General features: G+C 42.7%; 22 protein-coding genes and 1 pseudogene. 17 read left to right on the top strand and 6 right to left on the bottom strand.

Annotation, left to right across the window (positions count from 1 at the left end; all coding sequences use genetic code 11):
• The first annotated feature begins 10 nt into the window (after window positions 1-10).
• The 13 genes from DOT_RS26900 (at window position 11) to DOT_RS26840 (ending at window position 11,798) form a co-directional block, all read left to right on the top strand.
• Window positions 11-661 carry a propanediol/glycerol family dehydratase medium subunit gene (locus DOT_RS26900; protein WP_009624801.1) on the top strand — a complete coding sequence of 217 codons (651 nt, stop codon included), beginning with the start codon at window positions 11-13 and terminating at the stop codon, window positions 659-661.
• A 16-nt stretch (window positions 662-677) separates the two neighbouring features.
• Window positions 678-1,193, top strand: a complete 516-nt coding sequence (locus tag DOT_RS26895; protein ID WP_009624800.1) for a diol dehydratase small subunit — start codon at window positions 678-680, stop codon at window positions 1,191-1,193.
• Between the two features lie 11 nt (window positions 1,194-1,204).
• Window positions 1,205-3,028: a diol dehydratase reactivase subunit alpha gene (locus tag DOT_RS26890; RefSeq protein ID WP_009624799.1), complete on the top strand. Its 1,824-nt coding sequence runs from the start codon at window positions 1,205-1,207 to the stop codon at window positions 3,026-3,028.
• Between the two features lie 5 nt (window positions 3,029-3,033).
• Window positions 3,034-3,492, top strand: coding sequence for a glycerol dehydratase reactivase beta/small subunit family protein (locus DOT_RS26885; protein WP_009624798.1), 459 nt, complete (start codon window positions 3,034-3,036; stop codon window positions 3,490-3,492).
• Between the two features lie 11 nt (window positions 3,493-3,503).
• Window positions 3,504-4,151, top strand: a complete 648-nt coding sequence (locus DOT_RS32590) for a BMC domain-containing protein (protein ID WP_009624797.1) — start codon at window positions 3,504-3,506, stop codon at window positions 4,149-4,151.
• Between the two features lie 2 nt (window positions 4,152-4,153).
• Complete coding sequence (gene eutM, locus DOT_RS26875) at window positions 4,154-4,438, top strand: ethanolamine utilization microcompartment protein EutM (RefSeq protein ID WP_009624796.1); 285 nt, start codon at window positions 4,154-4,156, stop codon at window positions 4,436-4,438.
• A gap of 51 nt (window positions 4,439-4,489) precedes the next feature.
• Window positions 4,490-5,164, top strand: a complete 675-nt coding sequence (locus DOT_RS26870) for a phosphate propanoyltransferase (RefSeq protein ID WP_009624795.1) — start codon at window positions 4,490-4,492, stop codon at window positions 5,162-5,164.
• 1 nt (window position 5,165) lies between these two features.
• On the top strand, window positions 5,166-5,954 hold the full coding sequence (locus DOT_RS26865) for a flavoprotein (RefSeq protein ID WP_009624794.1): 789 nt from the start codon (window positions 5,166-5,168) through the stop codon (window positions 5,952-5,954).
• Window positions 5,955-6,007: 53 nt separating this feature from the next.
• Window positions 6,008-6,982 (top strand): cob(I)yrinic acid a,c-diamide adenosyltransferase, encoded by a 975-nt coding sequence (locus DOT_RS26860; protein WP_009624793.1) that lies wholly within the window; start codon window positions 6,008-6,010, stop codon window positions 6,980-6,982.
• A 31-nt stretch (window positions 6,983-7,013) separates the two neighbouring features.
• On the top strand, window positions 7,014-8,453 hold the full coding sequence (locus DOT_RS26855) for an aldehyde dehydrogenase family protein (protein ID WP_009624792.1): 1,440 nt from the start codon (window positions 7,014-7,016) through the stop codon (window positions 8,451-8,453).
• Window positions 8,454-8,487: 34 nt separating this feature from the next.
• Complete coding sequence (locus DOT_RS26850; protein WP_009624791.1) at window positions 8,488-9,822, top strand: 4Fe-4S dicluster domain-containing protein; 1,335 nt, start codon at window positions 8,488-8,490, stop codon at window positions 9,820-9,822.
• A gap of 23 nt (window positions 9,823-9,845) precedes the next feature.
• Window positions 9,846-10,397 carry a BMC domain-containing protein gene (locus DOT_RS26845; RefSeq protein WP_009624790.1) on the top strand — a complete coding sequence of 184 codons (552 nt, stop codon included), beginning with the start codon at window positions 9,846-9,848 and terminating at the stop codon, window positions 10,395-10,397.
• 411 nt (window positions 10,398-10,808) lie between these two features.
• Entirely contained in the window at window positions 10,809-11,798 is a 990-nt protein-coding gene (locus DOT_RS26840) for a metallophosphoesterase (RefSeq protein ID WP_157998528.1), read from the top strand.
• 41 nt (window positions 11,799-11,839) lie between these two features.
• Here the strand turns inward: DOT_RS26840 and DOT_RS26835 are convergent, their stop codons facing one another.
• The 4 genes and pseudogenes from DOT_RS26835 to DOT_RS26825 all read right to left on the bottom strand — a co-directional run bounded on the left by DOT_RS26835 (window position 11,840) and on the right by DOT_RS26825 (window position 15,290).
• The gene (locus DOT_RS26835; RefSeq protein WP_009624787.1) at window positions 11,840-12,769 is read right to left on the bottom strand and encodes a methyltransferase; all 930 of its coding nucleotides are present in this window, start codon (window positions 12,767-12,769) and stop codon (window positions 11,840-11,842) included.
• A gap of 176 nt (window positions 12,770-12,945) precedes the next feature.
• Window positions 12,946-13,299, bottom strand: a complete 354-nt coding sequence (locus DOT_RS26830; protein WP_009624786.1) for a NifB/NifX family molybdenum-iron cluster-binding protein — start codon at window positions 13,297-13,299, stop codon at window positions 12,946-12,948.
• Window positions 13,300-13,327: 28 nt separating this feature from the next.
• Window positions 13,328-13,512 (bottom strand): annotated as a pseudogene (locus tag DOT_RS29230) (ferredoxin).
• 143 nt (window positions 13,513-13,655) lie between these two features.
• The gene (locus DOT_RS26825; RefSeq protein WP_083824309.1) at window positions 13,656-15,290 is read right to left on the bottom strand and encodes a D-aminoacylase; all 1,635 of its coding nucleotides are present in this window, start codon (window positions 15,288-15,290) and stop codon (window positions 13,656-13,658) included.
• 246 nt (window positions 15,291-15,536) lie between these two features.
• Here DOT_RS26825 and DOT_RS26820 point away from each other — a divergent pair, with 246 nt between their 5' ends.
• A complete protein-coding gene (locus DOT_RS26820) occupies window positions 15,537-16,571 on the top strand; it encodes an inorganic phosphate transporter (protein ID WP_009624783.1) in 1,035 nt (344 codons plus the stop codon).
• A 27-nt stretch (window positions 16,572-16,598) separates the two neighbouring features.
• Window positions 16,599-17,222, top strand: a complete 624-nt coding sequence (locus DOT_RS26815) for a DUF47 family protein (RefSeq protein ID WP_009624782.1) — start codon at window positions 16,599-16,601, stop codon at window positions 17,220-17,222.
• A 47-nt stretch (window positions 17,223-17,269) separates the two neighbouring features.
• Here DOT_RS26815 and DOT_RS26810 read toward each other — a convergent pair whose 3' ends face one another.
• Window positions 17,270-17,539, bottom strand: a complete 270-nt coding sequence (locus tag DOT_RS26810) for a hypothetical protein (RefSeq protein ID WP_009624781.1) — start codon at window positions 17,537-17,539, stop codon at window positions 17,270-17,272.
• Window positions 17,540-17,704: 165 nt separating this feature from the next.
• Between DOT_RS26810 and DOT_RS26805 the strand changes: the two genes are divergently transcribed.
• Complete coding sequence (locus DOT_RS26805; RefSeq protein ID WP_040413553.1) at window positions 17,705-18,403, top strand: 4Fe-4S double cluster binding domain-containing protein; 699 nt, start codon at window positions 17,705-17,707, stop codon at window positions 18,401-18,403.
• A 99-nt stretch (window positions 18,404-18,502) separates the two neighbouring features.
• Here the strand turns inward: DOT_RS26805 and DOT_RS28090 are convergent, their stop codons facing one another.
• Window positions 18,503-19,069 (bottom strand): GerMN domain-containing protein, encoded by a 567-nt coding sequence (locus DOT_RS28090; RefSeq protein ID WP_009624779.1) that lies wholly within the window; start codon window positions 19,067-19,069, stop codon window positions 18,503-18,505.
• Window positions 19,070-19,408: 339 nt separating this feature from the next.
• Here DOT_RS28090 and DOT_RS26795 point away from each other — a divergent pair, with 339 nt between their 5' ends.
• Complete coding sequence (locus DOT_RS26795; protein WP_009624778.1) at window positions 19,409-20,929, top strand: CapA family protein; 1,521 nt, start codon at window positions 19,409-19,411, stop codon at window positions 20,927-20,929.
• Window positions 20,930-21,507 lie beyond the last annotated feature (578 nt).

Genomic DNA, 21,507 nt, shown 5'->3' with positions numbered 1-21,507 from the left:
GTGTATCGTGATGGATATTAACGCGCAAATGCTTCGTGAAATTGTTGAGCAAGTTATGCAGGGGATACAAGGAACTGAACAACCCAAACGTACTATACCTGTGGCTACTGGGCACCCGATGACTTTGGTGGAAAAAGGTGAAGCGGTTTCGGGAACGAGAGCGGATGAAGTAGTGATTGCTTTAGCTCCAGCTTTTGGCAAATATCAAAATAAAACCATCGTCAATGTTCCACACAGCGATGTACTACGGGAAATGATTGCTGGTATTGAGGAACAGGGGTTACAGGCCAGAGTGATCAGGGTATTACGTACTTCTGATGTAGCGTTTGTGGCTCATGACGCTACTAAACTGAGCGGTTCAGGAATTACTATTGGTATCCAGTCCAGAGGTACGACGGTAATTCACCAAAAAGGATTGCCACCTTTGAGTAATCTCGAACTTTTCTCTCAATCTCCCTTACTTGATTTAGCTGCGTATCGGGCAATAGGCAGTAATGCTGCTAAGTATGCTAAAGGTGAATCCCCAACGCCAGTACCAACGAAGAATGATCAGATGGCCAGACCTAAGTTTCAGGCAAAAGCGGCAGTGCTTCATATTAAAGAAACGGAACACGTGGTTCCTAGTGCTAAAGCAGTCGGAATTGACGTTAAATTTAATTAGGTGGAGGTGACCTTAAATGTCTCAAGAAAAATTGATCGAAGATATGGTACGTGAAGTTTTAAAGTCTATGACTCAAGCTCCCCAAACTAGCCAGGCGCCTTCTAAGGCTGCCGTTCAAGGATTGACTCCAGACCATGATTACCCTTTAGCAGCTAAACGACCGGAATTATTGAAAACTCCGACGGGGAAAAAGCTTTCTGATATTACGTTGGAGAATGTGATCAACGGTGAAGTTTCACCCAAAGATGTGAGTATTGCGCCCGAAACCCTGCGCATGCAAGCTGAAATCGCGGATGGAGTTGGGAGAACTCAGCTGGCCAACAATTTGCGTAGGGCAGCGGAATTAACGGCAATTCCTGACAACCGGATCTTGGAAATGTACAATGCTCTTCGTCCTTATCGATCGACTAAAGAGGAATTATTTCTGATTGCTGAAGAAATGGAAACGAAATATAACGCAACTCTAAGTGCCGCTTATGTTCGAGAAGCGGCAGGGGTTTACGAACGTCGGAAACGTCTCAGAGCAGAGTAGGTGGGATTTTCATGACAATCGTTGCGGGTGTGGATATTGGCAATTCCACGACAGAAGTCTGCTTAGCAAGCATTGATTCCGGAAAAATAATTAACTTTTTGACAAGCAGTATTATTAAGACCACTGGGATCAAAGGTACAGTAGCTAATGTACCGGGGATTGTCATTGCTTTAGAGGAAGCATTGAAAGAATCTGGGCTTAAATTGACTGATCTAGATGAAATACGGCTCAATGAAGCAACACCGGTAATTGGCGATTTGGCAATGGAAACGATCACCGAAACCATTATTACCGAATCAACAATGATTGGTCACAATCCATCGACTCCCGGCGGAGTGGGCTTAGGGGTTGGCACGACGGTGTTACTAAGCCAACTAGTTTCTTTTCATACAGGAGAAAAGGTCCTCTGCGTTATTCCCTCGGGCATAGATTTTGAGGATGCAGCTAAGGTGCTTAATGAAGCAATGGCTCGAGGGATTGATGTTCAAGGAGTTATCGTTAAGCAAGATGACGCAGTGCTGATTACGAACCGACTCCATCGGATTATACCCGTCGTGGACGAAGTGACCCTTATTGATAAGGTCCCTTTGGGAATGCTGGCAGCAGTGGAAGTCGCTGAGGCAGGGCAAACGATTACGACCTTATCCAATCCTTACGGGATTGCCACTGTGTTTAACTTATCTGCTGAGGAGACCAAGATGGTGGTTCCTATTGCGCGGGCTCTAATTGGTAATCGATCGGCAGTCGTTGTTCGTACCCCTGAAGGAGATGTCAAGGCACGGACTATTTCAGCTGGATTTATCACGGTCTTTGGCCAAAGAGGTAAGGCTAATATTGAAGTTGATGCCGGTGCCGCCAAAATAATGGAAACAGTAGAACGTGTACAGCCTGTTTTGGATGTCCAAGGGGAAGCTGGAACGAATGTTAGTGGGATGCTGGAAAGAGTTCGCCAAGTGATGAGTGAGCTTACAGCTCAACCGCTCGGAGAAATGAAAATCCAAGATGTGCTGGCTGTCGACACGTTTATACCCAAAAAAGTCCAAGGTGGTTTAGCCGGGGAATTCGCACTAGAGAATGCAGTGGCGTTGGCGGCGATGGTTAAAACAAGCCGTCTGCCGATGCAGCAAATTGCGGATCAGTTAATGCAAAGTCTGGGCCTTCGAGTTGTGATTGCTGGTGTTGAAGCCGGGATGGCAATCCACGGGGCGTTTACGACTCCGGGGACGGCTAAACCGTTAGCCATTCTTGATATGGGTGGTGGATCGACGGATGCAGCCATTATCACTAGGGATGAACAGGTCTTGTCGATCCATTTGGCTGGAGCAGGCGATATGGTCACGATGCTTATTAATTCCGAATTGGGACTTAATGACTTTAATTTGGCAGAAGATATCAAAAAATACCCCTTGGCTAAGGTCGAAAGTTTATTTCATATCAGGTTAGAGGATGGAACAGTCCAGTTTTATGAGCATCATCTGCCGCCTGAGGTTTTTTCTCGCGTGGTAATCCTAAAAGATGGAGAAATGGTTCCTATTCCTACGAATCATCCTTTGGATAAGGTTCGACATGTGCGACGAGAGTCTAAGAAACGGGTCTTTGTCATTAATTCGTTGCGGTCTCTGGCGCGAGTGGCCCCTACTGGTAATATTCGTCACATTGATTTCGTCGTTTTGGTGGGAGGCTCAGCCTTGGATTTTGAAGTAGCGGATATGGTCACCGATGCCTTAGCAGAGTATGGAATCGTCTGCGGAAGGGGTAACATTCGGGGCTCGGAAGGTCCACGAAATGCTGTAGCTACCGGATTAGTGCTATCCTATCTTGGCGGAGAGGCGTGAACAGTATGCTGCCAGAAAAAGGCTCAAATAAACCTTGTGTTCTGATTTGTGTTTCCCCGCACTTTGGCTGGGAAAAGAAAATCAGAGAAGTACAAGCGGGCATGGAAGAAGAAGGCATACCCTGTCTTGTAGTGCAAGCCGAGGAATTTGATGCAGTTGCTCTGGCTTACCAAGGGGCCATAGCATCAAAACTGGGGGTAGGATTAGGAATCGGGGCTGAAAGTTTATGTATTCATTATCATAAGTTGCCCGCTGAGCACCCTCTCTTTGCCCTAAATGTTCCGGGAACTTCCGCACAATGGCGTTATTTTGGTTATAATGCGGCTCGTTTAGTGAAAGGCATTCCTTTTAAAGTACAGCCGACAGAAGAACTAGTTCAGCAGCAGATGGATTCAAAGGCACTGTATGACTTAATTTATGGTATCGTTCAGAAAGTTCTTCGAGAGACTGGACCAAGGCCATGAGGAGGTGAAACATGGTCGGAAAAGCGTTAGGTCTAATTGAAACAGTAGGTTTGGTTGCGGCCCTTGAAGCAGCCGATGCAGCCCTTAAAGCAGCCAATATTGAGTTTATGGGTTATGAACTGACGAACGGTGGGGGAATGGTGCTTGTCAGATTCAGTGGCAACGTTGGAGCTATAAAAATGGCTGTTGAAGCCGGAAGTCTAGCTGCCGGAAAGGTTAGTAAGGTAGTAGCTACCCATGTTATACCACGGCCTCATCAACAGCTGTCTTGTGTTTTGACCGCTAAGGTTCAGGAAATACCCAAGGAAAAAGCTCAGGTAGTTACAGAAATGGAGACTGACCTTCAGTTGGGGGCAGTTGCAGCGGAATATGTAATTGATCGTCAGCCAGTAACAAATATTGAGGCTGAAATTCCTGAAGAACCTGAAGGCCCGCTCCTGCCAAGTCAAGAATTGCAAGAGGAAATGGAGAAGGATTTGGCTTCCATTGAGTTGGATAGTGGGAATAATGAGTTCTCTGTAGTTGCTATTGGTGCTCAGCAGGTTAAAACTCCGGCGGAACTTTGCAATTTTTGTCACGATCCAGCCTGTCACCGCAAAAAAGGTGATCCCAAGGTCAATTGTATTCACTATGGAAAAAATAATGAGGAGGCTGAATAGATATGCGCGGAGAAGCACTGGGAATGGTCGAAACTAAAGGATTAATCGCTGCCATTGAAGCTGCTGATGCTATGGTTAAAGCAGCAAATGTTATCTTAGTTGGCTATGAAAAAATTGGTTCCGGATTAGTAACTGTTTTGGTAAGAGGAGATGTCGGTGCAGTGAAGGCAGCCACGGATACCGGTGCGGCGGCTGCCCAAAAAGTTGGGGAACTAGTTTCTGTCCATGTTATTCCACGTCCTCATACGGATATTGAAAAGATTCTTCCTAAGGTTGAAGGTATTTAAGTCTAAGCTGATTTTAATGATTTAAAACTAGCGGCAGAATGAGGTGAGATAATGGTCAGGACAATGATGGATAGGACTATGATTGAGCAAATTGTGACCCAAGTGTTAACACTTGGGTCAAATCCAGAAGCGGCTGGTGAGGAAATATTGGGTATCCCGGTAGGTATATCCAATCGCCATATCCACCTCTCTGCCTATCATGTTGAAGTATTGTTTGGTAAAGGTCATACTTTGACCCCGAAGAAAGAGTTAAAACAAGTGGGCGAATTTGCTGCTGCCGAAACGGTCACTCTCATAGGACCCAAGGGCGTGATTCAAGGTGTTAGGGTGTTAGGACCGGCTCGCAAGATTACTCAAGTAGAAATCTCCCATACTGACGGGTTTAGTTTAGGAATTTTGCCGCCCTTGCGTGATTCGGGTCAGATTGTTGGGTCGGCTGGTCTTATTGTTGTTGGTACCGCAGGCGCTATTACCCTAAGTGAAGGCGTGATTTGTGCAGCTAGGCATATTCACATGAGTAATGTTGACGCCCAACGGTTTGGTGTTTCCGATGGAGATCGTGTTACGGCTGAGGTTGACGGTCCGCGAGGATGCCTTTTTAAGAATGTTTTGGTACGCGTACATCCCAGCTTTTGCTTGGAGTTTCATATCGATACCGATGAAGCTAACGCCGTTGGACTGAAAAATGGCGATCAAGTAAGGTTGCCACAGGGTGAGGGGGTGTAGCATGGATAATGAAAAATTGGTGCAATTAGTGACGGCTGAAGTAATGCGCCAATTAGGACAGGTGTCTACGGTAACTCAGGCTAAAGCTATTCCCCGCCGCCAGCAAGCTTTGGCCATATATACAGGGGGAACCATTGGACTTGAGCAAAGTCTGGGAGAGCTGCAGAAACTACAGGCCCTAAATATTGAGCTAACTGTGGTTCTTTCAGCGGCTGCTAAAGAAATTGTGGGGATCAAGCGAATTAGAGACTACTTGGGTAGTGACACAAACGTGATAACTACCCAGTCTTCTTATCCAGGTAAGTTATTACGGGAGGTCGATATCGTCCTCGTCCCGGTGCTTACCCAAAACACGGCTGCCAAGTTGGCTTATACGTTGTCTGATTCTCTCGTTTCGACTTTGATAATGCAAGCCTTAATGCTAGGCAAGCCCGTTATAGCGGCCATAAATGCAGCTGATCCTCAGGATAGCTGGCGGGTAAAGGGGAATATGGGGAAATGCCCTCCGGGACTCTTGCAAGCCTTGCGCGAGAATTTGCGTAAAGTTGAAGGGTACGGAATTCAGCTCGTTCAAGTAGAGGACTTAGCAGAGGGAAGCCAAAAAATATTAAATCGTAAGCTAAATACCTTCTTAAGTGTCCCGGCAGCAAAAAAGAGTGTCCTGGACGCTGCAGCTATAAAAGTTGCTGCAGAAAGTGGTCTGAAGAGTATTACGGTTTCGCCAGGAACGATTATCACTCCCTTGGCCCGGGATGTCGCTCGAGATTATGGTATAGAGATTATAGTATAGAGATTGTGTCGTTAAACCGTATTTTTCAAAATGGTTACTCGAGGAGTAATGTTATGAAAGTTTATACCAAAACTGGTGATCAAGGACAAACAAGCCTGTTGAGCAAACAACGGGTTTTCAAGGATGATGCGCGGGTAGAGGCCTATGGCACAGTTGATGAGGTGAATTCAGCCATGGGCCTGGCAAAGTCCCTTATCAAAACATCCTGGGTTATTGATATCCTTCATCAAGTTCAGGTAGAATTGATTTCTTTAAATGCAGATCTGGCAACGGATTCTCTGTTTACTATTGATTATCGCATAACCCAGGAACATGTTACAAGGTTAGAATCCCTGATTGATTGCATAGAACAAAGACGTATTCCGCAAAGAGGTTTTGTAACGCCCGGGGTTTCCACAGCAAGTGCTGCCCTGGATTTAGCCCGAACAATGGCGCGTCGAGCAGAACGCTGTGTTGTTCGACTAAAAAGAACGGGGGAAGTAACGGTACCTGTTTCACTATATTTAAATCGCCTTTCGGACTTGCTCTTTGTTCTGGCCCGTTATATTGAACAAGAGGAGATTGTGGCTACTGTTACAAGTAAAGTAATGGCGACCTTAGAGGCCGGAAAATTAAAGACTATAATGGAGGATCAACGCACTATGTTAGTTGAAGCCAAAAGAATGATCGCCATAGCGGAACAAAAAGCCCAGGAGATTGGGGTGCCTATGGTAATCGCTGTAGTTGATATAGGGGGGAATCTGGTAGCGCATCATCGAATGGATGGAGCTCTATTGGCCAGTATTTCCCTAGCTCTGGATAAAGCTTATACTGCCGTTGCCTTGAAAATGCCTACCGATCAAGTTGCTGAAGTGGTGCGTCCTGGGCAGCCATTGTGTGGCCTTAATACCGCTAATGGTGGAAGATTCATTGTTTTTGGTGGCGGTTTCCCAATTGTGGAGAACGGCAATGTCATCGGTGGATTGGGAGTTAGTGGCGGTTCGGTTGAGGAAGATATGCTGGTTGCTAGAGCTGGTTTGGGTATTTAATCAGTAGTGGTTGGTACAAGGAGGAGTATATATGAGCGTTGATCAAGCGTTGATTAGGAAAATAACCTCGGAAATTTTAGCTAAGATGCAGAATCGGACGGTTTCCGCTTGTCAGGATTGTAATGGTATTTTTACTACGGTGGATGAAGCCGTGGCTGCAGCTCGGATTGCCTATCAAGAGTTAAGAACTTTGTCACTTGAGAAACGGGAAGAACTGATAAAGGCCATGCGGAATGTTGCTCTGGAGAATGCCACAATGCTGGCCGAGATGGCCGTAAAAGAGTCAGGGATGGGTAGGGTAGAAGATAAGATCATCAAGCATAAGCTTGTTGCTGTTAAAACTCCTGGAACAGAAGACTTACGCACCGAGGCTTGGAGTGGTGACTCTGGGCTCACTTTAGTAGAAATGGGGCCTTATGGCGTTATTGGGGCCATAACACCAACGACTAATCCTGTTGCAACGATCATCTGTAATGGAATTGGTATGATCGCTGCGGGTAATGCGGTATTTTTCAGTCCCCATCCCACAGCAAAAAATACTTCCATTAAAACGATAACCTTGCTCAATGAAGCCATTGTCAAGGCTGGCGGCCCTATGAATTTATTGACTTCTGTAGCTGATCCTTCTATTAGTGCAGCAAATGCGATGATGAAACACGCGGGAATTAATTTGCTGGTAGCAACGGGTGGTCCTGGGGTTGTTAAAGCTGTATTATCTTCTGGTAAGAAAGCTATTGGCGCTGGAGCAGGGAATCCCCCAGTCATTGTGGACGAGACGGCGGATATTGAAAAAGCAGCTCGGGATATTATTGCAGGTTGCTCCTTTGATAATAATTTACCTTGTATCGCCGAAAAAGAAGTTATCGCGGTAGGATGCATTGCTGATAGACTGATCAGTAATATGCAGAAGTACGGAGCGTATTTGATTTCTGGTTCAAAGATTGATCAGATGTTGGACGTTGTCATGACTGCAACTGAAGAGAAAATGGCAGAAGGCTGTACGGCAAAACCGATAAAAAGATATGGTATCAATAAAGACTTTGTCGGCAAAGACGCTAAATATATCTTAACTCAGATTGGTCTGGATGTGCCGGATACAATTAAGGTGATTCTCTGCGAAACTCCGGCCGATCACCCCTTTGTTATTGAAGAACTAATGATGCCTATTCTCCCGGTGGTACAGGTCAAAGATATCGACGCAGCAATTGAATTGGCTGTGAAAGTAGAGCATGGTAATCGTCACACAGCGATGATGCATTCTAAAAACGTTGATAATATGACCCGGTTTGCCAAGGCCATTGAAACAACAATCTTTGTGAAGAACGCTCCTTCTTATGCCGGAATTGGCGTAGGTGGAGAAGGGTTTTGTACCTTTACCATTGCCGGACCAACAGGAGAAGGTTTGACAACTGCTCGAAGCTTTACCCGCCAAAGGCGTTGCGTTCTAGTTGATTCGTTTTCCATCATTTAGATTTGAGAAACCGGATAGGTAGGGAGGCGAAAAGATGCGTGACGAGATTGTTGCTGCAGTAAAGGCTGCAGGCGTGGTGGGAGCAGGAGGGGCAGGCTTTCCCACGCATGTCAAGATAAATGCCAGTGTTGAGATAGTGATTGCCAATGGTGCAGAATGTGAACCATTATTGAGGGCAGACCAGCAGTTAATGGCTAAGCTAAGTACGAAACTTATCTTAGGATTGAAGACTGTCATGTTGGCGACGGGAGCGCGTCAAGGCTATATTGGATTGAAGCGTAAATATGAGGAAGCAGTGAGCAATCTGCAAAGAGATATCAAAGAAATGGGCGAAACTTCAATTCAATTATTTTTTCTACCTGACATTTATCCAGCCGGCGATGAACAAGTGCTTGTTCATGAAGTGACTGGTAAAATTGTGCCGGAAGGTGGCATTCCACTTCAGGTGGGCGTGGTTGTTTCGAATGTACAAACCTTGGTGAATGTTGCCAATGCTCTGGAAGGTAAGGCGGTTACTGACAAATACGTTACGATTGGCGGTGCTGTTAAGAAACCGGTAACCCTCAAAGTGCCTATTGGCATCAAGGTTCAGGAATTGATCAATATAGCAGGAGGAGCTGTGGTGGAGCCTTATGCCGTCATTGACGGTGGACCCATGATGGGAAAAGTGATTGACCCCAATTCGCCAGTCACCAAGACGACAGGCGGTATCCTTGTCTTGCCATTAGATCAGTCCTTAGTGACAAATAAAAATACACCTTGGCAGATGATTGTTAATAGAGCCAAAGCCGTGTGTTGTAATTGCTTGGCTTGTACAGAAGCTTGTCCTCGGAATCTGCTCGGGCATAGTCTAGAGCCCCATCGTGTCATGCAGGCGATTGGCAAAGGGCAGATTGGTGAATCAGAAATCTATTCACGAGCCTTTCTCTGCTCAGAATGCGGCGCTTGTGATACGTATGGTTGTACGATGGGGTTATCCCCTCGCAGAGTTAATGCTGAAATAAAAAAGCAGTTATCTAAGCAAGGGATAAAAAATCCCCATCACGCTAAACCACAGCAGGTACGAACAAATCGTGAATATCATCTGATTCCCACAAAACGACTAATTGCTCGTTTGGGGATTTCCGCCTATGATGTCAAAGCGCCTCTTAGTGACCAAGAGGTCCCGGTGCGTGAAGTAAAGCTGCCTCTATCTCAACACATAGGAGCACCAGCGCTACCTGTTGTGAAGGTAGGAGATAACGTCACAAAAGGAGATTTAATCGCAGTTATTCCTGAGAGAGCAAGCCTAGGCGTCAATTTGCATGCCAGTATTTCGGGACAGATCGTTATGGTGGACAATCATTGTATTGGCATTAGAAAGGTATAAAGCAGCAGGGGGTGACAACGACCATGAAGAGAGCTATAGGCTTACTGGAACTAAAAAACATGACCAAAGGAATTTTGGCAGCAGATGCCATGCTCAAAGCGGCTAATGTGGAAATAATCATGGCTCAGCCAATGTGTCCCGGGAAATATGTCGTTATGGTAGCGGGGGATGTCGGAGCAGTACAAAGTTCGGTAAAAAGTGGTCAAGCAGCTGCTGGTACAGACAATGTAGTGGATGAATTTATACTTCCTAATTTGCATGCCAGCGTTTTTTCCGCTTTGACAGGCTGTACTACGATCCATGAGATAAAGTCCTTAGGGGTTATTGAAAGTTATTCAGTCGCTTCAGCCATTGTGGCTGCCGATACAGCCGTTAAAGCCTCAAGCGTTGAATTAATTGAAGTTCGTTTGGCGAGAGGAATGGGCGGTAAATCTATGGTGACTATGACTGGTGATGTAGGGGCGGTGAATGCCGCTGTTCAGGCAGGTAGTGAGGCCATTAAGGCTAGTGGATTTTTAGTAGATCAAATGGTACTGCCGGCACCTCACAGTGGTTTGCATAAATCTCTATTTTAATCTGATTTAATTAAGAAAGAACGGGATATAAACAATAAGTAAGCTTCTAGGGGACTGTAAGTAAATGGGGTTAGAAAGAGTGTTTTCTAAACCTTTACTTACGTTTTTCTACGTCTGAGGTACCCTCTAGATGTCTTGAAGGATGTTACATGGGACTTGTCTGGAACGAAAACAAAACAAACCCTGTCAAATGGCAGCGGGTTAGAAACACTTCCGATCAGTTTTGGAAATTGACAATAATGAGATTCATCGGCTTTATCTAGCCAAAAGGTGAGAGCCCATTAATAAGAATAAGTACATTTACGAGGAACTCGCGAGGGTTCCTTTTTTGTGTCTAAATTGAGTAGCATGCATACAATATTGTGTAAAATGCACATTGATGATAACTGTTTAATTGACCGATACCAAAACTTGTCAAAGTCTGAACTATATACGAATTCTGAAATCAAAGATATAATAAGAATAAATGTTGGAATTTGTCGAATAATGAGGTTTTATAAAATGATAACAAGAAGACAATTCTTAAAAGCATTTATTGGAGCAGCGGCAGGTTTTTATAGTGTTAAATTCAATTTTGCTGCTCCTATTACTTCGGCAGGGATGAATTCTTCTATATTTCGGTTTGCTGTGATTAGTGATATCCATGTCCGGAACAATGACCGCAGGGCTCAAGTAATTAATGGCGACTTGGGGAATGGAATACCTGCAGATTATGTAACATTAAGAAAAATACTACAAAGTGAGTTAAGCGGCAGCGGGACAACTATTCCATTATATTTTACTATTGGCAACCATGAATTTTATAAGGCCTATCATAATCCAAATACCAATTCATGGAGTCCAGAAACATTCCCTAACGGAGAAACTGATATGATGGCAATCGAACGTTTTCTCCAATTTACACAACGTGACAAAGTGTACACTGACACCTATATTAAAGGGTATCATTTAATCTTTCTTGGTTCTGAAAAATCGGCTATGTCTAATAAAAGTATTGGTGATACAGCCTATCTTTCCTCTGAGCAGCTAAACTGGTTACAAGAAAAACTACGAGAAAACTATGTTCCTGGTAAGCCGATCTTTATCTTTCTGCATCAACCAGCTTTAGGTACTTCAAATAACAAAAATCACTTTGTAATACAGCATGAAGAATTGAATGATATTCTTAAACAGTATCCCGAGGTCATAAAATTTTCCGGTCATTTACATTTGGAGTTGGGTAGCGAAGCATCGGTTATCCAAGATGTTTTTACGCAGTACAATGATTCTTCCACATGCCGGACTCTTGATATGAAATACACCCTAGTCCCTAATAAAAGCGAGGGCTTATATGTAGAAGTTTTTGCTGATAAGGTAAATGTAAAAGGAAGAGATTTTCTCAAAAACGAATGGGTGATGTGAAAAACAACGGTCAGTTTATAAACCGACCGTTGTTTTTCATGTTACAGCACCGCGGTTATGATTTGCAAGCCCGCAACTTCGTTGAATTTCACATCTCCAAAGCCAGCGTCAGACAGCCAAGTGGTATATTGCTCTAAGGTCCAGGTGCCGCCGTTGGTGGTATTGATCAGCATGTTCACTCCAAAAACAGCTGCAAAGGGATTCGTACCACGTACCATGTCAACTATAGCGATACGTCCGCCGGTAACTACTACTTGGCTTACCTTTTTGAACAGTTCTCGGTTTTCTGTCTCGCCAAAAATATGACAAATATTCCCGAGATAAGCCAGATCGAAGGGCCCGGGTGCTAACCCCTGATTAAAGTCACCCGAGATCATTGTGATACCGACCTTTTCTGCTTTCTCCTGCATTAATTGCACCACTGGAGGCAGATCCTGCACAGTCACTTTAGCCCCTCGGGCAATAAAGGCACTACCGTATATCAGTGGGCCACCGCCGATATCCAGAACCCGTGTCCCACTGACGGTGTCCTTAAGCAGAAAATCTGCGATGACCGGAGCATGTTTTTCGGCGCCATGACGCATGCCCTCCATAAAATAGCGAGTGTTTTCAGGGTCCTGGTCTCTGGATGCTAGTTGTCCACTGGCCAGAACCTCAGGTAAATGGGCCCAGGAACGGATAATATTATAGCGGTGCATGAATGCAAATCCTAAATAATTGGGCGCTGTAGGGTCAAAGATCATTTTTCGCGCCTCTTCTGATAGAGTTACTACTTCCCCTTGCTTGCTCACATAACCAAGAGCGGCCAAAGCTTCAACAACCATCCAAACGGCTCGGGCGTTAAGGTTTAATTTTTCAGCCAGACCAGCGCAAGTAGTGTCTTGTCGCAAAGCCTCGACCATTCCTGTTTTCACTGCCGCACCAATGAGTAAGAGTTCCTGGGGAAGAGCCATAATTTTTTCGTCCGGCATCGGGACCACCTCTTCCTGTTTTTCAATAGTTTACCAAATTCCCAAGCCGTTGCCTACCTAGATTTAGAACTCTGTTTTGTATTAAAAGTGATATTCAATGTTCTTACGGTATTAATTATTGGACTCGATAATTAAAAAAGAAGACCGATGGTCTTCTTTTTTAATTAAATATTAATTTATTGATGGTGGCTAGTACAATCTTCTTTAATCAATTTTAATAATTGTTTTTCAGATAGTTCAAGAGCGTCCTTTGCGGAATGTCCCGCCCCAAAATATCTGGTTACATAAGCATCTGCAAGTATATTGAATGCCGTTTGATTAATATTTCCGGTAATTATGGCTTCACAATCATACTCTAAAACTTTGAGAGCGAGACTTTCTTCGAGGGCTGTCCCAATTAGTTGGTCTTTGTTTATAGCAGTAATGCTCAAATCATTCATATTAACAATTAACATGTATAAGCATCGTTCGAATTTTTCAGACACTGGACTATCCAGACTTTCACCATCTGTCGTAATTGCTATATTCAATTTTCCACCTCCATTAATGTAATAACCGTTATTCCCAAATAATTGCTGCTACAGGGCAACTTTTTGCTGCTACTTTAGTGCAATCTTCGGCATCAAGAGGAACCGGATTTAAGTAGGCTTCGGCAATTTCATAGCTATTCATCCTGAAACTTGAGGACATATCGTTTCACAGGCACCGCACCCGATACAATCTGCATTTACTGTAGCAAACATAGGTTTTGCGCTCCTTTCGTAATTCAATGTCAAGTTGTTACATCCTTCAGCATGTTGTACATGTGCCTAATATAATATATTAGGACATACTAACTGGAAAATCAATTTGGTAAAACGAGAATTATGCCAACTTTTTATCGTATTTAAATAGTATGATAGATTAATTTCCCGGCTTCTGTAGTAAGAATTTCTCCATTTGACACAGCGACATGGCCGTTAACTAAAGTAAAATTAACTCCTATAGGTAAATTGAAAGACTTGGTATAGTCTTCAGGTGCATTAATTTTTTCCGGATCAAAGACTACTAGATCGGCACAATACCCCGTTTTAATAAAGCCTTTATTAATTAGGTTCAACCTACGGGCTGGGTCGCCAGTTATTCTTTTAATACCTTCCGCCCAAGTCATTAGCTTTTTATCCCGGACATATTCACCCAAAAACTTAGGGTAGGTGCCATATAAACGAGGATGAGATTTCCCAGTAGGAATTCCATCCGACCCTATTTGACATAATGGGTGTTTGATCAAAGCAACAATATCTTCTTCGGCAAAAAGGTTGTGCATGACCATGGAACACCGACAATCCTCGCTAATCAATAGTTCGGCTATTTGATCAATGATTTTAGCATCGAGTTCTGTTGGCGCTAAGCATGTTCTGGGGACTAGCTGAACTGCTGACTGACCTTCTGCCCATTTATTTTGTTGCTTAAATGTCGAACTGATCATAATATTAGACCATCCAACCATACCAACAAAGTTATCCCAACCAGGATAATCGGGTCCTTGATCAGTTAATTCTTTCTTTAACCTTGCCCGCAGTTGTGGATCTTTTAGTCTACGAACGATTTCTGGACTACCGCCTTCTTTAGCCCAAGGAGGTAGAATTTGAGATAAAAGTGTACTGCCAGCTTGATATGGGTGTTCATCGAAAGTTACATCGACACCTTCAAACTTTGCTTGTTCTACCATCTCAATTAATTCTTGAGCAGTGATACCAAACGTTAGATTTCCGTAAGAACGCATGTGGGAAATTTGCAGTTTAACCCCAGACTCTTTTGCTATGGCTAGGGCTTCGGTCATTGCTTCACGAACTTGGCGAGAGTGGCTGCGAATATGAATCATCATAATACCATTATGAGCCGCCACTACCGAGCTGAGCGCTATAAGTTCTTGTTTTGGGGCAAACATTCCTGGCAGGTAAGCTAAACCATAGGAAATTCCTAATGCGCCATGTGACATAGCTTCTTCCACGATCCTACTCATGGTTGTGAGTTCTTTTGTGGAAGGGTAGATGTTTTTTAGCCCTAAAACGTGGGCCCTAACAGCTCCATGACCGATTAATACGGCAGAGTTGTTTGGCATCCTTTGTATATTTAAGTCGCTCATAAACGTTGAAAAATCAGGCCAATTCCAATTTTGTGGCCTATTTCCTAAGATTGGAGTTAGGTAGTTTCGCCAGTCTTGCATAGCTTCCTTATACGGAGCCGACCCGAGACCACATTGACCAACCAATTCCGTGGTAACTCCTTGTCGAATCCTACTTTCACGGATTGAACCAGACATAAACGGTACCAAGTCACAATGACTATGCACATCAATAAATCCCGGAGTAACCATTTGGTGAGTGGCATCAATGATGAGCCCAGCTTCAGTTGACAGACTTTTACCTATCTCTACAATTATCCCATCCTTGATGCCAACATTAGTTTGACTGGGTGGGTTACCTGTTCCATCCAATACTAAACCACCTGTTATCGCAATATCCAACACTAACAACATAACCTTTCAATTTTACATAATACCAAACGTTCCTTTCTAAATAAGACTCTACCAAACTATTATTTATATTACAACTATTGTGCACTGAACAGCTAAGTAAATTTATTAAATAGAAATGTGATTTTTAAAGTTTCAATACAAAGAAAATACATACGGCTTTATATTCCTTATAGGATGAAGTAAAATAAGAAGAATACTTGACCAAAATATTACATAAGAGAATAAATTAGCTTGTAGGAGGGGAAAATGACAATTTCTACGGTACTGATTCTAGCTATTGTTATTTTTGCTACGCTTATTTTTACGTTAACTAATGGTCTTCATGATGCTAGTTCTGTTGTGGCAACGTTTATTTCCTGTGGGGCTGTAAACCCGATTCATGCGATTTCTTTGGCGGCAATCTGTGGTTTCTTCGGTGCATTGACAAGTGGTAGCGCTGTAGCAAATACTGTCTCAGGAATTGTAACAATACCTACGGAAGCATCCTTACTTAAAGTATTATTAGCAGCTATGATTGGAGCCGTCGTGTGGAACCTAATTACTTGGAAATTTGGTTTCCCATCAAGTTCTACTCATGCTTTGGTTGGTGGATTAGTGGGGGCGGTTTGGGTTGCTCGTGGTTCGGATTATATTTTGTGGGGATGGAGTGAGCTGATTGGCCCAAGTCATCAATTACTGGGAGTAACAAAAATCGTTGCAGCTTTAATATTGTCTCCTGCTCTAGGATTCATCGCTGCGTTTATTCTTCAGTTAATATCAAACCTTGTTTTGCGAAATGCTAACTTCTCAATCAACAATTGGATCAAAAAGATACAATGGCTAATGGCCGGGTTATTAGCTTATAGTCATGGTGCTAATGATACTCAAAAGACGGTTGGGATTATAGCACTAGCTTTAGCGTCAGCAAGTTATTCAGGTGGTCAGGCTGGGCTCATCTGGATTAAAGGTTTTGCCGGCGCAGTCATGTTTGCTGGTACGTTGCTTGGTGGTTGGCCTATTATGAAAACCATTGGGAGAGGTATCTACACGATTCGTCCAATTCATAGTTTGAATTCTCAGCTTTCTTCGGGTGGCTGTATTGTTTTAGCGACAACCCTTGGGGCACCTGTTTCCACTACTCATGTTGTGGTAGGGAGCGTTGCAGGAGTTGGTGGAGCAGATGAATTTCGAATGGTTAACTGGAAGATCGGTAAAGAAATAATTATTGCTTGGTGTATTACAATACCAGCTTCAGCAATCGTTGCAGCAATGGTTTTTTACTTGATGCGTATTGTGGGGTAAATCGTAGACAGGGGAGAGGTAGAAATCATGGCTAGATCTAATTTTTGGGAGAGATTGTTTCCTGTAAAACGAGATTTTTATAAGATGATAGCAGATCAGGCAGAAGCATCTAGCAATGTGGTAGGATATTTAAGTCATTGGCTTAATAGTCGATCAGAAGAAGATTACCGGAATTTGTTACGCGAAGCGGACGCAGCTGATCAATGTCGGTTTACTATGGAAGATAATCTAATCGAAGCCTTTGCCACTCCGTTTGATCGACAGGATATCTATTCTCTTTCCGTTGAAATGGATAGGATTGTAGAGTATGCGAAATCGACACTAACTGAAATGGAAGCTTTCGGAGTGGTTGAAGATTCAATAATTCAAAACATGGTTCAACAATTACAAGTAGGAACAGATCAGCTAACTGAAGCAATCCATCTCTTAAAAGAAGATCCACGCAAGTCTCAGATACAAATAGGGAAAATTCGCAAGGTCCAGTTAACGATAGAAGATGAATATCGAGCAGGTATGGTGGCATTATTTAATGGTTCAGATCCGATGCGTGCTTTGAAATATCGAGAAGTTTACCACCATATTAAAGATGCAGAGGTTTACTTAGGTTATACAACCGACGTGTTACATAAGATCGTCGTACGTATGGTCTAAAGGGCTTAATCGCTTCTGAGCAGTGCCTGTTTACTATAGAAACTACACTACGAATAGTTTCCTGGATCATTATTCACACCATATTGCATCTGAATTTCATTGACACGGGGCACCCATTCTCGTAATTTTTCTAGAACTTCCTTATCATTTACTTGATCTACTAGCAATACTTGGTTTTCACTTAACTGCACAGCAATCTTGTACTGATTATGCCCAGTGTCTGCGCTGACTAGAATTCCCTCATAGGGTTCCTTAGTGTACGGGACGTTATTGAGAAAATCATCTTTGCTCATTATTATGCCTTCGACTCGGTCCATTTTTTTATCAATCTCCTCTGCAATATAATGCTAAAGATATATTTCCCGGGTGCTTGATTATTATGTAATTACAAACATCGGTCAATGGGATTTATCAAAGTACGTTCATTACCAGGAAAACGTGCCTATTTAAAATCTGAGAAATATTAATTGGAGTGTGATATTGTGGTTAGTACTTTAGAGATTAAACGAAAAGCCATTGAATTCGGGGCAGATTTGGTCGGCATTGCAGATTTGCAGCGCGTTGAGGGGCTACCTACGGTACCTCAAGATCTTATGGAGTCTTACACTCATGCAGTCGTGATTGCTGTGGCCATTTCTCCAGATGTTTTTGAACAAATTGCCACTGAACCAACTCCACTTTACCTTCATCATTATCTAGCTGCGAATATCCTTTTAGATGATATTAACCTACGTCTACAAAGAGAGATCATGCGCGCAGGTTTCCGCGCTCTTGCTGTCCCTGCTTCTCAAATTGTAGATAAGGGTAACTGGATGGGGCATATCTCACATAAAGCGACAGCAAAAGCTGCTGGTCTCGGTTGGCAGGGGAAAAGTCTTTTGCTTGTAACACCAAAGTATGGCCCACGCGTACGCTTAGCTACTTTACTAACCAATGCACCTCTTGAGCCTGATTCTATGTTGGCTAATCGATGCGGTACATGTCAAAGATGCCATGATGCCTGTCCAGCAGCTGCTATTAAAGGGGGTTCATGGGAAGACCATCCTCAAACGAGGGAGGATGCCCTTTATTTCTCGCGCTGTGTGGAAAAAGTGAATGAAGATTTTGCCAAACGGCCTGAAATTGGCAAACCCATCTGCGGGGTTTGTATTTCAGCCTGTCCTTGGGGGAAACCCAAGTAATATAGGAACGGATCGCTGCAAATACCTCTAAAGGTTCTGTAAAAAATGGGAATGGCAGTCGAGACCAATATTAATGGTCTCGCTGCCCTCATTAGACATTTACTTTAGTGAAAGAGCATCCTTTAAGGTCTTGTCATTTAAATAAATTTGTACCTCGTGGACAGTAGAAAACTGAAGAGCAGTCGCGTTGAGTTGGTTTTCAACTCTGGGATTATCCATGATTCCTCCTAAAGTCAGTGAACCGGAGAGATAAATCTCGGCTTTTCCATTAGTAATCATAGACTTAACCAACTTTAAATCGGATCGATATAAAGCGTTATATAAGCCGGATTGTCCATAGTAAGGTTCTTTTAGTGCTAATAGTTCATCAAAGGCGCCCATTAAAGGTGCGTTAGGAGTTGGAATTGTTCTTACTACAGGTACTAGGCTATCACCGGTGCCGATGTCTTGGCCGCTTTTTCCCTTATCGTCTAAAGCAATAAGAAAGATTTTGACCTGGACTTCCTGAGCAGTCTGTGTTGAGGGTTCCTCGGGTGGGGGAGTCGTCTGCCTTATTTCAGTCTGGGGAGGCTTCTGATCGATGGGGGCTGATTGGGGTGTTTTAGTGCAGCCGATTGTTGTTAAGGTAACAACAAGAATTAAAAGGAGAACCCTTAAACGTTTCATAACTTTCGCCTCCTGATATGATTATCTTTCTACGTGTAATCATATCAGGAGGTTCAAATTTTTCCAAAGAAAATTTCAATCAAGCTCAATAATTATTCATATATTCAGATTGTGTTATTTACATCAAATCAAAACTTGTTAGAAATGTTTAAAATATCAATCTGGCCTTTATTTTACCTATGCAATAACAAGATAATGTATCATCTTTTAGGGGACTTTAATTATGTGTTTTGTTTGCTTTTTGAAAATATAGTCGATGAGTCAGTTTTAATTTGGTTTTTAGTTACACACAGGTACCAGTCGTCTCAGAAGCCACATTTAATCTGGAGGTGGTCTTTTGTGTTCAACCGATTCCTGACTATCCTAATAACCTTAACCTTCATTTTTGGACTGACAAACCAAGCTCGGGCAGATACACAAACAAGCAAGAAAACTGATTTTGTTGAGATTCAGCAAATTATTCCTTCTGTGATGTTGGACATGAAATATGCGACGACGGATAATTTTACGCACACGAAGCTTTATGAGAGTTCGCAAGCTCTTCTGCGCAGTGGGACTGCTGAGAAACTTAAAAAAGTTGCTGATGAAGTTGCAAAGAAAGGATTCCGCCTCAAAGTTTGGGATGCGTATCGTATTCCTCAAGCCCAGTTTAAAATGTGGAAACTTGTACCCGATTCTCGTTATGTCGCCAATCCTTATAGAGGGTATTCCAACCACTCGCGGGGATCAGCCATTGACCTATCTCTAGTAGACCTTGCAGGAAATGAAATTAAGATGCCTACGGACTTTGATAACTTCACAACCGCAGCAGCAAGGACCAATGCGAACGCTAACGCTAAATACTTGGGAAAAATCATGGTCAAGCATGGGTTTAAACCCTTGGCAACGGAGTGGTGGCATTTCGATGATACGAATGTCTATGAGCCGACCGAAACAGCTAAGATAACATCCCCATCAGAACCGCCGAAAAATGAAAGACATGAGATAACTTTGAGTGCCATTGGCGATGTTACTCTTGGTCAGGATGACAGGTTCCTATATCCAGGGAGCTTTAATCAGTATTTCAAACAAAAGGGAGCAGGGTATTTTTTTTCGGACGTAAAGAAAATACTGAGTGAGGATGATTTAACGATTGCTAATTTAGAAGGAACATTGACAGAAGCAACTGAGAAACCTGATAAACGTTTCCAAGGTGATAAAGCATTTTTCTTTAAGGGAAATCCATCCTATACCGCTATATTAAAAGATGGCAGCATAGAAGCGGTTGACTTAGCAAATAACCATAGTATGGATTATTTAGATCAAGGATTTAGGGACACTGTAACGGCACTAGACAAGACGGGAATAAAAAGTTTTGGTTATGATAAAGTGGCCATTTACGAAAAAAATGAGACAAAGATAGGGTTGATAGGGGTTAACACTTTAGGTAAATTGGAAGAAGGAGTTAACTTAATCAATCTTGAGTTTGATTTAGCAAATAAAATACAATCACTTAAAGATCAGACAACTTTAATAGTAGTAAGTTTCCACTGGGGTACGGAAAACATAAGCACACCAACATCAGAGCAACGTGAACTTGGACGGCTGGCAGTTGAGCAAGGGGCAAGTTTAGTTCTTGGGCATCACCCTCATGTTCTTCAACCACTCGAAGTATATCAAGGAAAAAGCATCGTTTATAGTCTGGGGAACTTTGTATTTGGAGGTAATTCAAATCCTTCGTATAAATCCACGGAGATTTTTCAGCAAACGTTTAGTTTTGAAAATGGTAATCTGGTTGGGGTAAATACACCTCTAATCATCCCCTGTGAACTTTCGACTAGTTTTAGGCCAGTGCCATTGCCTCAAGGCGCTAACAATTAATAACCATTTATTCTAAATTCCTTGAGAACAAGACTCCTTATGACTGGATCAACAAAGGGCAGGCTAACCCGTAATTTCTGATTAGTCTGCCCTTGTATTATTATACTTCTTGTTCAGTTTCGAGACTTCAATTACAGATCCCATTTCATTCTCCTTTTCGGGGGCATTCCACAGCATACTTTTAAATACTAAAGAATTCTTGATGAAAACTAATATTGTTGATTATTCTTGGATTATTTATGTAATCATGGAAGGGAAAACAAGAAAGACGTGGAATGTATTTTTTTAGAGGTAATTTTTATAGAAGCTAACTTTATATAGAAGCTAATTTATAGGAGAGCCAAGCTTACTAAGAGTTAACTTTGACAGTTACTTATTCGATTTTAATTTTGTACTCATATTCGGGGTAAAATAACTACATGCTCTTAGCCCTATAAATTGGCTAGCAGCCCCTAATTTTGAATAATGAGAAGTTCCATTATGTCGAAAAAAATAATATAAAAAAAGTAATTTGATAAAAATTAGTTATTCAAATCGAATATTTATGGTACAATTTTTATTGTGGAAAACTGTATTAC

It is taken from the genome of Desulfosporosinus sp. OT, from assembly GCF_000224515.1.
Classification (GTDB): domain Bacteria; phylum Bacillota; class Desulfitobacteriia; order Desulfitobacteriales; family Desulfitobacteriaceae; genus Desulfosporosinus.
This window is presented reverse-complemented; position numbering and strand designations above follow the sequence as displayed.